Consider the following 15103-nt stretch of genomic DNA (forward strand, 5'->3'; position numbering starts at 1 on the left):
TTATGGTAACAAATTGATAGGAAGGGAGAGCAAAACATGAAAGCAGGAACATTAAGACAGATTTTGCTTATAACCGACGGATGTTCTAATCATGGTGAGGAACCTTCTGCCATGGCTGAATTGGCAAGGGAGCAAGGCATAACCATCAATGTCATAGGTGTCATGGAAAATGATGTGATAGATGAAAAGGGTCTTAAGGAAATTGAGAAGATTGCTGGTTCCGGAGGTGGCGTAAGTCAAATAGTCTATGCTCAGCAGTTGTCCCAAACCGTCCAAATGGTGACCCAAAAGGCAATGACTCAAACTATACAGGGAGTTATCAATCGTGAACTTCAACAAATACTTGGAGATTCAAAAACGATGGAGGATCTTCCGCCTGATAAACGAGGAGAAGTGATGGAGGTGGTCGATGAGCTTGGGGAAACAAGCAAGCTCGAAGTATTGATTCTTGTTGATACAAGTGCAAGCATGAAACATAAACTGCCTACAGTAAAAGATTCCTTATTAGATCTTTCCCTTAGTATGAATGCAAGAATGGGTGATAGCCGTTTTTCCGTATTCGTATTTCCTGGGAAAAGAAATGATGTTGAAAAGTTGCTGGATTGGACCCCGAACCTTGAAGCCTTGACGGCAACTTTTCCTAAGCTTAGCACAGGGGGACTCACTCCGACTGGTCCGGCCATTCGTGAAGCTTTGACATATTTCAATAAAAAACGTTCGTTGAGGGGATTGTTATCGCATGATGATGAACAATACTTTGAGGAATCAATGTAAACTCCTGCCTGGCAGTGTAGTCACTGGAAAATGGAATAAAAATCAGTACAAAATCATTAAGGAATTGGGGTGTGGTGCGAACGGGATCGTCTATTTGGTTGAAAGCGGAAATCGTCATTATGCTTTAAAGCTCAGTGATAATGGGACGTCCATTATTTCGGAGATGAATATCCTAAAATCCTTTTCAAAGGTCCAGGGGTCTACCCTTGGACCTTCCTTTTTGGAAGCGGATGATTTCATGAAAACAGGAAAGCAGCTCCCTTTTTATGTCATGGAATATATCCACGGACACGATTTTTTGCGTTTCATCGATAAAAAAGGTTCATCATGGATTGGAGTCTTGATGCTTCAGCTTTTAACAAGCTTGTCTGCCTTGCATGCCAATGGATGGGTATTCGGGGATTTAAAACCTGAGAATTTAATCGTGACTTCACCAGCCTATAAGGTACGGTGCGTGGATGTTGGCGGAACCACCTTAATCGGGCGATCTGTTAAAGAATTCACTGAGTTTTTTGACAGGGGTTACTGGGGACTTGGATCAAGAAAGGCTGATCCGCAATATGACTTGTTCGCTGTGGCGATGATTATAATCAATTCAGCCTACCCTGGACGTTTCCATAAGAAAGGGGAGGGGTATAGACAGCTTAACGACCTGATTAAGCAGAAAAAGGAATTGCACCCATATAGAAAGATGCTGGATAAAGCACTCCGCGGGCAGTATGATTCAGCCCTCCAAATGCGGGAGGATTTGGTCATGGTTCTAAGTAAGCAAAATCATTCGAAGAAAAAGGGCCCGACTCAGGCAGCGGCAGGTCAGCCGCATACAATACAACCTGCAACAAGACAAGCAAGAAGGTCCCAAAACCATTCAAAAAAGAAAAGTGGCGGTTTTTTTGAAACTTTTTTGCTGGTTGCCATCATATCGATGCTCTATGTTCTATACATATATGAACAGTTGTTATGATATAGTTATTATGTGAATGCCATGGAATAGTTGAAACCATTTCATGATTGAATCGTATAAAACTAATGCCTGTTCATAAAGAAGGAAGATTGTATGTTAAAGGAAAAAGTTCTGAGTACCATTTATAGAAATGAATTGATTAAGGAACACTCGAAGTTGCTAATAGGCGTTTCCGGAGGACCGGACTCATTGGTGCTTCTCCATATCCTTAAGGAAATTCAACCTCTTTTTCATTACGAGATGATCGTTGCAAGTGTTGACCATATGTTTCGAGGTGAAGAATCCTATGAGGATTACAAATATGTCGAGCATATATGTAAACGGTGGGGCATTACATTCGAAGGAAAAAGGATCGATGTTCCTGCCCGGATGGAGCAGACGGGGGAAAGTTCACAAGTAACGTCAAGAAAGTCACGTTTTGCTTTCTATGAGGAAATGATGGATAAACATCAAGCCTCCACGCTTGTCCTCGGGCATCATGGAGATGATCAAATAGAAACGATGCTCATGCGTTTAACAAGAGGGGCGACAGGTAAGGCGAGAGCTGGTATTCCTATAAAAAGACGGTTCCATACCGGGAATCTGGTCAGGCCTTTTCTTGAAATTACGAAAAGCCAAATAATCGAATATGCGGGCCTTCATAATATTGAACCAAGGTTTGATCCGAGCAATGAAACGGGTGCCTATGCAAGAAATCGTTTTAGACATGAAGTCCTTCCATTTTTAAAGAAAGAAAATAGGAAGGTTCATGAGCATTTTCAACGATTCAGTGAAGAGCTTTATGAAGATGAAGAGTTTTTTTTGAACATGGTTTCAAGCAAAATGTCCGAGGTTTGGATCCAACAGGATAAAGATCAAGCGGTTATTCAGATTGATAAGGTTCTAGCGATGCCTAAACCTTTACAAAGAAGGGCGATTCAACTAATATTAAACTATCTTTATTTGGAGAGACCTTCATCGCTTTCGGCATTACATATTGACCAACTTTTAGTTTTGTTTTTAAATCCTCAACCATCTGCAGAATTGCATCTTCCGGAGGGCCTTATTGCGGAAAAATCATATCAAGCTTGCACTTTTAGATTTTTTCGGCAAAAAAGCCTTAAATATTCCCTTAAATTACAAATTCCCGGTGAGACTATTCTTCCGAATGGATATAAGATTAAAGCGCACTATATAAAAGAAGAAATTCCGGTACTTAGAGGAAATCATTCTTTTATTCTTCCCGAATCAGCTGTTCAGTTTCCTCTTACAGTCCGAACCAGGAATGAAGGCGAACGGATGGCCGTCAAGGGATTGGGTGGAACTAAAAAGTTAAAGGATATTTTTATTAATGAAAAGATCCCGATGCTAGAAAGAAATGTGTGGCCGGTCATCATCGATCAAACGGGAACGGCCATTTGGCTACCTGGTTTAAAGAAATCGAATATTGAGCCGGATATAATTTCTGATGAAAAATCTTTAATCTACTTAGAATATAAAAAAGCTTAATTCTTCTTGGGGGGCAATAAATTACAATGACCATGCAAAACGACATTGAAAAGGTTTTAATATCAGAGGAAGAACTTCAAAAAAAAATCAGGGAATTGGGTGCGCAGCTTGAAGCTGATTACCAAGGTAAGTTCCCATTGGCCATCGGAGTGCTGAAAGGCGCCATGCCATTTATGTCAGATCTACTGAAGCGTGTGGATACACATCTTGAAATGGACTTTATGGATGTTTCAAGCTATGGTAACTCCACTGTATCTTCCGGTGAAGTGAAAATCATCAAAGATCTTGATACATCAGTTGAAGGCCGGGATATTTTAATCATCGAAGATATTATCGACAGCGGTTTGACTCTTAGCTATCTTGCGGAACTTTTCCGTTATCGAAAAGCAAAATCAATTAAAATCGTTACATTATTGGATAAACCAACAGGCAGGAAAGCGGATATAACTCCGGATTATGCCGGGTTCATCGTTCCGGATGCATTTGTTGTCGGATATGGTCTTGATTTTGCGGAAAAGTATCGTAATCTCCCGTATATTGGCATATTGAAGCCTGAAATTTACTCGAATTAATCGTACTTGTTTGAAAGAGAAGACCAGATAAAAACAGCGGTGTTAAATTATTGTAATTCATTAATTTTGTATGATAGTATTTACTATAGTTTGTTTACCCGTGGGAGGAGGTAAGGGATGAATCGGATCTTCCGTAATACCATATTTTATTTACTGATCTTTTTGGTCATCATTGGGATTGTAAGCATTTTTAATAATAACAATGAACCAACGGAGAAAATGACCCAAGATGAATTCTATAAGCATTTGGAGAATGGGGATGTAACTGCACTGACGATGCAGCCCGAAAGCAGTGTATTTGAAATCACAGGAAAGCTCAAAGGTTATGAGGAAAATAAATTCTTTGTGACGTACGTGCCTTTCAGTGAATATTCTCAAAGCAGAATCAATGATGCCGTAACCAAGTTGGGTAAGGACATCATCACTGTTGAACCTCCAGAAAAAACAAGTGGCTGGGTGACATTTTTCACTTCCATCATTCCATTTGTAATCATTTTTATTCTCTTCTTCTTTTTACTTAACCAAGCTCAGGGCGGCGGCGGCGGCCGTGTCATGAACTTCGGGAAAAGTAAGGCGAAATTGTATAATGATGATAAGAAAAAAGTACGCTTCAACGATGTTGCCGGGGCGGACGAAGAAAAGCAGGAACTTGTCGAGGTTGTTGAATTCTTGAAAGATCCTCGAAAATTTGCCGAGCTTGGAGCCCGTATTCCTAAAGGGGTACTTTTAGTTGGGCCTCCTGGTACAGGTAAAACTTTACTTGCACGAGCAGTGGCTGGTGAAGCCGGAACTCCTTTCTTCTCAATCAGTGGTTCTGATTTTGTTGAAATGTTTGTGGGTGTCGGTGCATCCCGTGTTCGTGATTTGTTTGAAAATGCTAAGAAGAATGCACCATGTATCATCTTTATCGATGAAATTGATGCAGTCGGACGTCAACGTGGCGCAGGTCTTGGCGGCGGTCACGATGAACGCGAACAGACATTGAACCAACTTCTGGTGGAAATGGATGGTTTCGGAGGTAATGAAGGAATCATAATCATAGCTGCGACTAACCGTGCTGATGTATTGGATCCGGCATTACTGCGTCCAGGACGTTTTGACCGTCAAATAACGGTAGGGCGCCCTGATGTTAAGGGCCGTGAAGAAGTTCTGAAAGTGCATGCACGCAATAAACCATTAGCAGAAACAGTCGATTTGAAAGCGATAGCTCAGCGTACTCCAGGATTTTCTGGTGCGGATCTTGAAAACTTATTGAATGAAGCTGCGCTTGTAGCTGCCCGTCAAGATAAGAAGAAGATCGACATGTCCGATTTGGATGAAGCTTCGGATCGCGTTATCGCTGGACCTGCCAAGAAAACCCGTGTCATTTCCAAAAAGGAAAGAAATATCGTAGCGTGGCATGAAGCAGGCCATACCATTATTGGATTGGTTCTGGATGATGCCGAAGTCGTTCATAAGGTTACGATTGTCCCTCGTGGTCAAGCTGGCGGTTATGCAGTTATGCTGCCGAAAGAGGATCGTTTCTTCATGACGGAACCTGAGCTTAAAGATAAAATCGTAGGGCTATTGGGTGGCCGTGTAGCCGAAGAAGTCACATTCGGAGAAGTGAGTACCGGTGCTCATAACGATTTCCAACGTGCAACGGGCATAGCTAGGAGCATGGTTATGGAATATGGCATGAGTAAACTCGGACCACTTCAATTCGGTAATTCACAAGGTCAGGTCTTCCTAGGCCGGGATTTCAACAATGATCAAAACTATTCAGATGCAATAGCATATGAAATTGATCTTGAAATCCAACGTATCATCAAGGAAGCTTACGAAAGATGTAAGACGATTCTTACTGAAAATCGTGAAAAACTTGATTTGGTTGCAAAAACCTTGCTTGATGTGGAAACGCTTGATGCTGAACAGATCAAAGGTTTATTCCATAATGGTAAATTGCCAGAACGGGATTATACAGCCCTTAATGGGAATTTAACCACTGATGAGAATGTCAAGGTGAACATCAATACGAAGAAGGAAGAAAAAGAGGCCCTATTAGATCCATTGGATAAGAGAGGACCTGAGGACCTTGAAATAACGGAGGAAGGATTGAATACTCCTCCAATCAAAGAAGGTGCGCCTCAAGATCAGCCGCTTTCCTTCCCGAACGAAGATGACAATAAAAAGTCTTAAGTTGACTGAATTCAAAAGGGTATTTCCGCCTCGGAAATACCCTTTTCTTCACTCTTGAATTAATTACGATGAAGTTTCTGGGTTACCTTTCGAAAAGTGCGACTAATAGCGTGGTAAATAACAGTGTGGTATGATGTTGGAGAATAATTTACCGGAGTGATGAAACGATGATTTTTGTATTGGATGTTGGGAATACGAATACTGTACTAGGCGTATACGATGAAGATATTTTAAAATATCATTGGCGAATTGAGACTAGCCGTCACAAGACAGAAGATGAATATGGAATGGTCATAAAGTCTTTGCTGCAACATGAAGATCTTTCGTTTGATCAATTTGATGGAATCATCATTTCTTCGGTAGTTCCGCCAATTATGTTTGCGCTTGAACGAATGTGCAAAAAATACTTTGGTATTAAACCGCTTATAGTTGGACCTGGAATAAAAACTGGATTGAATATTAAATACGAAAATCCGCGTGAGGTGGGTGCGGACCGAATCGTTAATGCTGTTGCAGGCATTCAGGAATATGGAAGCCCTCTCATTATCGTGGACTTTGGCACGGCAACTACATATTGCTATATAAATGAGGATAAACAATACATGGGCGGAGCCATTGCCCCGGGTATAAATATTTCTACTGAAGCACTTTATTCAAAGGCGGCCAAACTTCCAAGAATAGAAATCAGCCGGCCAGAAGGGATTATTGGGAAAAATACGGTGTCCGCCATGCAGGCTGGTATTTTGTATGGGTATGTTGGACAGGTAGAAGGAATCGTTAATCGAATTAAGGAGCAAAGTAATCTAGAACCAACGGTAATAGCAACTGGTGGATTGGCTACCTTAATTGCCAATGAGTCTACTGTGATTGACGTAGTGGAGCCATTTTTGACCTTGAAGGGGCTGCAGTTGATTTATAAACGTAATCGCGAGCAAGTGAAGAGGTAACACAAAGCATGAAAGGAGCAAAAATAAATGAAAGATTATCTAATAAAGGCGTTAGGTTATGAGGGACAGGTTCGGGCATATGCTGTTTCAACAACAGACACGGTAGGAGAAGCCCAGCGGCGCCATTATACATGGCCTACTGCTTCAGCTGCCCTTGGACGGGCGATGACGGCAGGTGTCATGATGGGCGGAATGTTAAAAGGTGAAGAAAAGCTGACGATTAAAATCGAGGGCGGAGGACCGATCGGTTCCATCCTGGTCGACAGCAATGCAAAGGGAGAAGTCCGCGGATATGTCACTCACCCGCAAACCCATTTTGATTTGAATGAGCAAGGAAAGCTTGATGTGAGGAAAGCGGTGGGTACCGATGGATTGTTGACTGTTGTCAAAGATATCGGTCTTCGTGATTACTTTTCAGGTCAGGTACCGCTTGTATCGGGAGAATTAGGTGAAGATTTCACATATTACTTCGTTACTTCCGAACAGGTGCCTTCATCTGTGGGGGTTGGGGTCCTGGTGAATCCGGATAATTCAATCCTTGCAGCGGGTGGATTCATCATCCAGTTGATGCCGGGTACCTCGGAAGATACGATTTCGAAAATCGAGAATCGACTAAGCACGATAACTCCTGTTTCTAAGATGATTCAAAGCGGGATGACTCCTGAAGAAATCCTAACCGAAATTTTAGGTGAGGGCAATGTGAATATATTAGAAAAAATGGATGTCCAATTCTCCTGTCAATGTTCTAGGGAAAGAATTGCAAATGCATTGATTAGCCTAGGGCAAGCTGAGATTAGGGATATCATTGATACAGAGGGACAAGCGGAGGCACATTGTCATTTTTGTAATCAGACCTACCAATTTTCGAAGGAAGATCTCGAGGAACTAGAAGCAGAAACCAAAAATTAATATACGGGGGATAAGGGTTTGCCAAAACAAAAGCTTCGGGCGATTATTGCTGCCCTTGCCTTGTTGAACCTATTGACTATCATTATCTTTGTCATAAAACCACTAATCATTTCAAAATCCGTCATCGGGGAAGAAACGGCCGCAAAGGTTGGATCTAAGGATATTTCCCGGGACGCATGGATTAATGAGCTCGAAAAAAGATATGGGGAAGATGTACTTGAGGAAATGGTCGATAAAGAGGTCGTGAAACAGGCAGCTGAAAAATATAAAGTGAAAATTTCGGATGAAGAGCTTGATCGGGAACTTAAAATGATGAAAACGATGTATGGGACTGCCGGTCAGAACCTTAATAAAAGTAACGATCAACTGAGGCAGGAAATTCAATCGAGTCTCCTCCTCGAGAAGCTCCTCACCAAGGACGTTTCGGTCTCCGAAACGGCAATGCGGAATCATTATGATAAAAATAAGGATATCTACAGAATCCCTACTGCTTTCCATATTTCCCATATTACCTCGTCTACAAAAAAGCAAGCGGACCAAATCGTACGTGAACTGGAGAAAGGCGTCCCCTTTGATGTCTTAGCGATGGAAAAGTCCCTTGATGAATTCACTGCCAACCAAGGAGGCGACATGGGTTATATATCCCAGGATAACGAGAAAGTCTCCAAGGAATACATTACTGCTGCCGAGAATTTGAAGGTAAAAAAGTGGAGTGATCCGATTCAAACGGAAGAAGGGTGGGCCATTATCTATCTGCATGAAAGAATAAAGGGCAAGCAGTATGAATATGATGAGGTTAAAGACAAGATTCAACGCCAAATAGCTCTTGAACAGATTCAGGCACCGGTCTCAGGGAAAATTTTCTGGGACGAATTTGATGTAGAGTGGTTTTATGGATCGAAAGAACAAAAGTAGGTCGATGGTTGTGTGAGAAAATTTAGAATATAGTATATAATCATTGACAATGAACTATAAAAACTGGTAACTTTAAATTTATAAAACCAATAAACATACTCGGTATTAAGATGATAAGGAGTGGAGAAAATGGCACGTATAGCTAATTCTGTAATCGATTTAATTGGACAAACACCTATTGTGAAGTTAAACAAGCTTCAAAATGAAAACAGTGCAGATATCTATCTGAAACTTGAGTATTTTAACCCAGGCAGTAGTGTAAAAGACCGTATCGCCCTTGCGATGATCGAAGCGGCAGAAAAAAATGGTACCCTTAAGCCAGGTGATACGATCATTGAACCTACAAGCGGAAACACTGGAATAGGACTTGCGATGGTAGCTGCGGCAAAGGGCTATAAATCAATTCTGGTTATGCCGGAGACGATGAGTTTGGAACGCCGTAACTTGCTTCGTGCTTATGGTGCAGAATTAGTTCTTACTCCTGGACCTGAAGGAATGAAGGGTGCAATTTCAAAGGCGACTGAGCTGTCTAAAGAAAAAGGTTACTTCATTCCACAGCAATTCGAGAATGTAGCCAACCCTGAAGTTCATCGGAACACTACAGGACCTGAAATCGTTGAAGCCTTTGGTGATGAAGGTCTGGATGCATTCGTTGCCGGAATCGGTACTGGCGGAACGATAACAGGTGCTGGTGAAGTCCTGCGTGAAAAATACCCTGACATTAAGATTTACGCTGTTGAGCCTGCGGACTCTCCGGTATTATCGGGTGGGGCTCCAGGGCCTCATAAAATCCAAGGAATCGGTGCAGGCTTCGTCCCAAGTATTTTGAATACTGATCTCTATGACGAAATCATTCAAGTCAATACAGAGGAATCGTTTGATTATGCCCGCCGTGCGGCTAAAGAGGAAGGAATCCTTGGTGGAATTTCTTCTGGTGGCGCAATTGCAGCTGCCATTAAAGTGGCTGACAAGCTGGGGAAAGGCAAAAAGGTACTAGCTATCATACCAAGTAATGGTGAACGCTACTTAAGTACGCCATTATATAACTTTGAGTAAGACAAGACACTAAAAATTAGAAGCGAAGTTCCTTCCTTAGGGGCTTTGCTTTTCTTTTTGTAGTAAAGTCTGCAGAAGCTTCCCAAATCTTCATGGAACTTGCACTATGCCTATGTAAATGGGTAAACTCGTATATATAGATTTCTTTAGGCGAAGGAGAACGTTGGATGTCATTAGCTGGAGCGTCAAAAATAAAATGCGGTTCATTTGATTTGGATTACAGTAATAGAACCTTAATTATGGGTATTTTGAATGTTACGCCGGACTCCTTTTCGGATGGCGGGAAATATAATCGGATAGATGCCGCTTTGAAGCATGCCGAACGAATGGTCAACGACGGAGCTGATTTATTGGATGTAGGCGGGGAGTCCACCCGTCCTAACTATGAGAGGATATCGGATGAAGAGGAAATAGAGAGAGTCGCCCCGATTATTGAAGCCATATCCCGTAATATTGAGGTACCAATATCGGTCGATACGTATAAATCAAGAGTAGCCGAAGCGGCTGTAAAAGCAGGTGCCCATATATTAAATGACATTTGGGGAGGTAAGGCCGATTCCTTGATGTCAAAGGTTGCTGCGGAATATAAGGTGCCTATTATCTTGATGCATAACAGGGATAATATGAGTTATGGACATTTTGTGCGAGATGTACTTCAGGATTTATTCGAAAGCATCATGTTGGTTAAGGATGCGGGAGTCAAGGATGAAAACATCATTCTCGATCCGGGAATCGGCTTTGCGAAAGATTTAAATTTAAATTTGGAAATGATGAGGAATCTTGATAAGCTGGTATCTTTAGGTTATCCTGTACTGCTAGCAACATCAAGGAAGTCCATGATTGGACATGTTCTGGACCTGCCGCCTGATGAGCGGATGGAAGGAACAGCCGCCACGATCTGCCATGGCATTCAACAAGGCTGTCAAATGGTTCGTGTACATGATGTGAAGGAAATGGCACGGACTGCAAAGATGATGGATGCTCTATTAGGAAAAGGTGAAAGGTGAATGAAATGGATAAGATATATGTGAATAAAATGGAGTTTTACGGTTATCATGGAGTTTTTCCGGAAGAAACGAAGCTTGGTCAGCGGTTTAAGGTGGATTTAATTGTCCAGACTGATTTAACCAAGGCTGGGAAGAGTGACAACCTTGAAGACTCAATCAACTATGGTGAGTTATATGAAGTGTGTAAAAGTGTTGTCGAGGGAGAACCTTTTAAGTTAGTGGAGGCTGTTGCTGAAAAAATTGCCTCTGAACTACTTATTAAATATTCTTCCATCGAGACATGCACCGTGAAGGTTTATAAACCAGATCCTCCAATAGCAGGTCATTATGACTCGGTTGCTATAGAGATTGTTAGGGGACGCTGATTGTGGTAAATATTGCTTACCTTTCAATAGGTTCGAACTTAGGGGATCGCCTTGAAACATTCCAAAGGGCTTTCCAGTTATTGTCTGAAAATCCGCATATCAAGTTGGTGGCCTGCTCTTCTTTATATGAAACAGACCCGATAGGATATGAAGATCAGGACTGTTTTTTAAATGCTGTCCTAAAAGTGAAAACCGATTTAGAACCGGAAAAATTACTTCACGCATGTATGAAAATTGAACAAGAATTAGGGAGAAAAAGGGAAATCAGGTGGGGTCCCCGTACTTTAGACCTTGACATTTTGTTATATAATCATGAAAATATTGAGACAGAGATTCTTTCAGTCCCGCACCCTCGTATGCACGAGAGGGCTTTTGTTATCGTGCCTTTAATGGAAGTGGACCCTGATATATCACTTCCGCAAATGTATGCACCTTTGAGCGACCTGCTTGAACAGATTTCGGATAAAGAAGGAGTTCGATTATGGAAGGTGAAAAATGGGGAAGGCGTATTCGCGCTTTTCGAAAGTTAAAGGGTTATACCCAGGAAGGATTTGCGAAAGAAATAGGCGTTTCTGTTTCCTTGTTGGGAGAAGTCGAACGAGGGAACCGCAACCCTTCAGAAGCATTTTTACTGGAAGTGGCGGAAATTCTTCATGTTTCCATTGAGGAGCTTCAGCCACCAGAGGATAAATGAAAGAATGTTATAGGAGGCACACCGTGTTAAAAATAGGCAATATAGAAATGAAGAATCCGGTAGTGCTAGCACCGATGGCGGGAGTCTGTAATTCGGCATTCCGCTTGACCGTCAAGGAATTTGGTGCTGGCCTTGTTTGTGCGGAGATGGTCAGTGACAAGGGAATCGTTTTACAAAATGCTAGAACGATGAATATGCTTTATATAGATGAAAGAGAAAAGCCGTTAAGTCTGCAAATCTTTGGCGGTGAAAAGAAATCTTTGGTCGAAGCAGCACAATTTGTAGATAAAAATACAAATGCTGACATCATTGATATCAACATGGGCTGCCCTGTCCCTAAAATCACTAAATGTGATGCGGGTGCAAAGTGGCTTCTCGATCCAAACAAAATTTATGAGATGGTTTCAGCGGTGGTTGATGCTGTTGAAAAGCCGGTAACGGTGAAAATGCGCATAGGCTGGGATGATGAGCACGTTTTTGCGATTCAAAATGCCCAGGCTGTTGAACGCGGAGGTGGCAAAGCTGTTTCCATGCATGGCAGAACACGAGTTCAAATGTATGAAGGAAAAGCTAACTGGGACATCATCCGTGAGGTAAAGAAATCAATTAATATTCCACTTATCGGTAACGGCGATGTGGAAACTCCACAGGATGCGGAAAGAATGCTGAAGGAAACGGGTGTTGATGGAGTCATGATCGGCCGTGCAGCTCTAGGTAACCCGTGGATGATTTACAGGACTGTGAAATATCTGGAAACTGGTCAACTGATGGATGAACCTTCTGTTCGTGAAAAGATGGAAGTTTGCGTGCTTCATATGGATCGTCTAATCGCGTTGAAAAATGAAAATGTCGCTGTTCGTGAAATGCGCAAGCATGCTTCTTGGTATTTAAAAGGTGTTAAAGGGAATGCTAAGGCACGTAAAGGGATTAATGTTTGTGAAACAAGGGAAGATGTTGTTAGCCTTCTATATGGACTCGTTGATGAAATTGAAGCTAAGCAACAAAATATCCAAATGGTCTGATGTTTGACATTACCTTCCTATTTTCCTATAATACGCTTATCTTAAACTGCCAGTAATCCTGGCAGTTTTTATATGTACATAAACGATGTTTTAAGATAAAAAGCTGTTGAATTCCTTTACTTTATGTAAGAATAAATATGTATGCAAAAGAATTTCTGATTAATTATATAATTGCATTTATTAATAAAGATGGAGATGATTTTCGTGAGTCATGAAGAATTGAATGACCAACTGCAGGTAAGGCGCGATAAAATGCAGGCCATGATGGATAATGGACAAGACCCTTTCGGGAGCAGATTCGAGCGCACACATAACACTGAGGAGATAGTCAGTGCTTATGGTGAATTAGAAAAAGAAGATCTTGAAGAAAAAGAAATTGAAGTTACGATCGCTGGCCGTGTCATGACGAAGCGTGGAAAAGGGAAAGCGGGATTTGCCCATATCCAGGATATTAGTGGCCAAATCCAAATCTACGTCCGTTTAGATAACATAGGAGAAGATTCTTACCAAATTTTCAACCAAACGGATCTTGGCGATATCGTAGGGGTAACTGGCGTTATTTTCAAAACGAAAGTCGGGGAACTTTCCATAAAAGCTAAAGAATATGTGTTCCTTGCTAAAGCGCTTCGTCCGTTGCCTGATAAATTTCATGGCCTAAAGGATGTTGAAGAGCGTTACCGGAAGCGTTATGTCGATTTAATTACAAATGAGGAAAGTAAAAACACATTGATCATGCGCAGTCGTATTGTACAAGCCATGAGACGGTATTTGGATGATCACGGATACCTTGAAGTGGAAACGCCTCTACTGCACTCTGTTGCTGGTGGAGCTGCAGCACGACCTTTCCTTACTCACCATAATGCCTTGGATATGCCTTTGAATTTAAGGATTGCCATCGAACTTCATCTAAAACGCTTAATCGTCGGCGGATTGGAGAAAGTTTATGAAATTGGCCGGGTTTTCAGAAATGAAGGCGTATCTACAAGACACAATCCTGAATTCACATTGATTGAATTATATGAGGCATATGCAGATTACCAAGATATCATGAGTTTAACGGAAAACCTGATTGCCCATATCGCTCAAGAAGTTCTGGGGACAACTACCATCCAGTATGGGGAGTATGAGATAGAGTTAAAGCCGGAATGGAAACGACTTCACATGGTTGATGCTGTAAAAGAATATACTGGTGTGGACTTCTGGACTCAAATGAGTAAAGAAGAAGCCCAGCAGCTTGCTAAAGAAAATGGGATTGAAGTTAAGGAATCCATGGAGTTCGGCCATATCGTAAATGAATTCTTTGAACAGAAGGTAGAAGATAAGTTGATTCAACCTACATTCATCTATGGCCATCCAGTGGAAATCTCACCTTTGGCAAAGAAAAATCCGGAAGATTCCCGATTCACAGATCGTTTTGAGTTATTCATAGTAGGTAGGGAGCATGCAAATGCCTTCACGGAGCTAAATGATCCTATTGATCAACGTCAACGCTTTGAAGCTCAATTAAAAGAGCGAGAGCAAGGTAATGATGAAGCCCATGAAATGGATGAAGATTTCTTGGAGGCGTTAGAATATGGAATGCCGCCAACTGGCGGACTTGGAATTGGTGTTGACCGTTTGGTTATGCTATTGACCAATTCTCCGTCTATACGTGACGTCCTGTTATTCCCGTTGATGAGACATCGCTAATATAAGCAAAATGAATAATGATTTCAGGCCGAATTCGGATGGCTGGGATCATTGGGCGTAGCTCATGATCCTGGTATGTCCCATTCGGTTTTTGTTTTTTTATTATAATTTCATGTCTTTCAATAGAATGGATTCGAGGGCTCGAAAGAAAAATAAGATTATCTCAAAAAAACTTTTAAAAAAGTATTGCACAGTTAACGTAATGGTGTTATATTTATATCTGTCGTTACGAACGAGTTGCAAACAGATTACAAACTTTTAAAAAGTTTTAAAAAAAGTTGTTGACTCACGGTAATGAAAATGTTATTATAAATAAGCTGTTTAGAAAGATATTGCTCTTTGAAAACTGAACAAAACAAAGCGCCAACGTTAAATTTTAAGTGAGCACACACTATCAAAAAAGCAAATGAGCAAGTCAAACATTTCTTCGGAGAGTTTGATCCTGGCTCAGGACGAACGCTGGCGGCGTGCCTAATACATGCAAGTCGAGCGAATCGACGGGAGCTTGCTCCCTGAGATTAGC

The 15103-nt window shown here is 41.5% G+C and carries 15 protein-coding genes and 1 rRNA gene; all 16 read left to right on the top strand.

Going from position 1 to position 15103, the window contains the following annotated elements; all coding sequences use genetic code 11:
• The first annotated feature begins 36 nt into the window (after positions 1-36).
• A complete protein-coding gene (locus N0M92_RS25030) occupies positions 37-774 on the top strand; it encodes a VWA domain-containing protein (protein WP_063235926.1) in 738 nt (245 codons plus the stop codon).
• On the top strand, positions 740-1738 hold the full coding sequence (locus tag N0M92_RS25035) for a protein kinase domain-containing protein (protein WP_311202600.1): 999 nt from the start codon (positions 740-742) through the stop codon (positions 1736-1738). Before N0M92_RS25030 ends, N0M92_RS25035 begins: the two co-directional genes overlap by 35 nt.
• Before the next feature lie 93 nt (positions 1739-1831).
• Positions 1832-3226: a tRNA lysidine(34) synthetase TilS gene (tilS, locus tag N0M92_RS25040; protein WP_260288346.1), complete on the top strand. Its 1395-nt coding sequence runs from the start codon at positions 1832-1834 to the stop codon at positions 3224-3226.
• A 32-nt stretch (positions 3227-3258) separates the two neighbouring features.
• Positions 3259-3798, top strand: coding sequence for a hypoxanthine phosphoribosyltransferase (gene hpt / locus N0M92_RS25045; protein ID WP_076373001.1), 540 nt, complete (start codon positions 3259-3261; stop codon positions 3796-3798).
• Between the two features lie 117 nt (positions 3799-3915).
• On the top strand, positions 3916-5976 hold the full coding sequence (ftsH, locus tag N0M92_RS25050; protein WP_260288347.1) for an ATP-dependent zinc metalloprotease FtsH: 2061 nt from the start codon (positions 3916-3918) through the stop codon (positions 5974-5976).
• Between the two features lie 167 nt (positions 5977-6143).
• The gene (locus N0M92_RS25055; RefSeq protein ID WP_260288348.1) at positions 6144-6923 is read left to right on the top strand and encodes a type III pantothenate kinase; all 780 of its coding nucleotides are present in this window, start codon (positions 6144-6146) and stop codon (positions 6921-6923) included.
• Positions 6924-6950: 27 nt separating this feature from the next.
• A complete protein-coding gene (gene hslO, locus N0M92_RS25060) occupies positions 6951-7832 on the top strand; it encodes an Hsp33 family molecular chaperone HslO (RefSeq protein ID WP_260288349.1) in 882 nt (293 codons plus the stop codon).
• Between the two features lie 18 nt (positions 7833-7850).
• The gene (locus N0M92_RS25065) at positions 7851-8747 is read left to right on the top strand and encodes a peptidyl-prolyl cis-trans isomerase (RefSeq protein WP_260288350.1); all 897 of its coding nucleotides are present in this window, start codon (positions 7851-7853) and stop codon (positions 8745-8747) included.
• A gap of 129 nt (positions 8748-8876) precedes the next feature.
• Positions 8877-9803, top strand: a complete 927-nt coding sequence (cysK, locus tag N0M92_RS25070) for a cysteine synthase A (RefSeq protein WP_260288351.1) — start codon at positions 8877-8879, stop codon at positions 9801-9803.
• Positions 9804-9970: 167 nt separating this feature from the next.
• Entirely contained in the window at positions 9971-10810 is an 840-nt protein-coding gene (folP, locus tag N0M92_RS25075; protein WP_260288352.1) for a dihydropteroate synthase, read from the top strand.
• 5 nt (positions 10811-10815) lie between these two features.
• On the top strand, positions 10816-11175 hold the full coding sequence (gene folB, locus N0M92_RS25080) for a dihydroneopterin aldolase (protein WP_260288353.1): 360 nt from the start codon (positions 10816-10818) through the stop codon (positions 11173-11175).
• 2 nt (positions 11176-11177) lie between these two features.
• Positions 11178-11705, top strand: a complete 528-nt coding sequence (folK, locus tag N0M92_RS25085) for a 2-amino-4-hydroxy-6-hydroxymethyldihydropteridine diphosphokinase (RefSeq protein ID WP_192207423.1) — start codon at positions 11178-11180, stop codon at positions 11703-11705.
• Positions 11657-11869 carry a helix-turn-helix domain-containing protein gene (locus N0M92_RS25090; RefSeq protein ID WP_063235935.1) on the top strand — a complete coding sequence of 71 codons (213 nt, stop codon included), beginning with the start codon at positions 11657-11659 and terminating at the stop codon, positions 11867-11869. Before folK ends, N0M92_RS25090 begins: the two co-directional genes overlap by 49 nt.
• Positions 11870-11892: 23 nt before the next feature.
• Complete coding sequence (gene dusB, locus N0M92_RS25095; protein ID WP_260288354.1) at positions 11893-12891, top strand: tRNA dihydrouridine synthase DusB; 999 nt, start codon at positions 11893-11895, stop codon at positions 12889-12891.
• 189 nt (positions 12892-13080) lie between these two features.
• Positions 13081-14580, top strand: a complete 1500-nt coding sequence (lysS, locus tag N0M92_RS25100; RefSeq protein ID WP_192208113.1) for a lysine--tRNA ligase — start codon at positions 13081-13083, stop codon at positions 14578-14580.
• 424 nt (positions 14581-15004) lie between these two features.
• Positions 15005-15103: ribosomal RNA gene (locus N0M92_RS25105) — 16S ribosomal RNA — on the top strand; the annotation flags it as partial.

The sequence above is a fragment of the Peribacillus aracenensis genome (assembly GCF_025175645.1).
Taxonomy (GTDB): Bacteria; Bacillota; Bacilli; order Bacillales; family DSM-1321; genus Peribacillus; species Peribacillus aracenensis.

Bases quoted from the DNA above. Each gene is read 5' to 3' on its own strand.
- N0M92_RS25030 (WP_063235926.1), top strand. From the start codon at position 37: ATGAAAGCAGGAACATTAAGACAGATTTTGCTTATAACCGACGGATGT.
- N0M92_RS25035 (WP_311202600.1), top strand. From the start codon at position 740: ATGATGATGAACAATACTTTGAGGAATCAATGTAAACTCCTGCCTGGC.
- tilS (WP_260288346.1), top strand. From the start codon at position 1,832: ATGTTAAAGGAAAAAGTTCTGAGTACCATTTATAGAAATGAATTGATT.
- hpt (WP_076373001.1), top strand. From the start codon at position 3,259: ATGCAAAACGACATTGAAAAGGTTTTAATATCAGAGGAAGAACTTCAA.
- ftsH (WP_260288347.1), top strand. From the start codon at position 3,916: ATGAATCGGATCTTCCGTAATACCATATTTTATTTACTGATCTTTTTG.
- N0M92_RS25055 (WP_260288348.1), top strand. From the start codon at position 6,144: ATGATTTTTGTATTGGATGTTGGGAATACGAATACTGTACTAGGCGTA.
- hslO (WP_260288349.1), top strand. From the start codon at position 6,951: ATGAAAGATTATCTAATAAAGGCGTTAGGTTATGAGGGACAGGTTCGG.
- cysK (WP_260288351.1), top strand. From the start codon at position 8,877: ATGGCACGTATAGCTAATTCTGTAATCGATTTAATTGGACAAACACCT.
- folP (WP_260288352.1), top strand. From the start codon at position 9,971: ATGTCATTAGCTGGAGCGTCAAAAATAAAATGCGGTTCATTTGATTTG.
- folB (WP_260288353.1), top strand. From the start codon at position 10,816: ATGGATAAGATATATGTGAATAAAATGGAGTTTTACGGTTATCATGGA.
- N0M92_RS25090 (WP_063235935.1), top strand. From the start codon at position 11,657: ATGGAAGGTGAAAAATGGGGAAGGCGTATTCGCGCTTTTCGAAAGTTA.
- lysS (WP_192208113.1), top strand. From the start codon at position 13,081: ATGGAGATGATTTTCGTGAGTCATGAAGAATTGAATGACCAACTGCAG.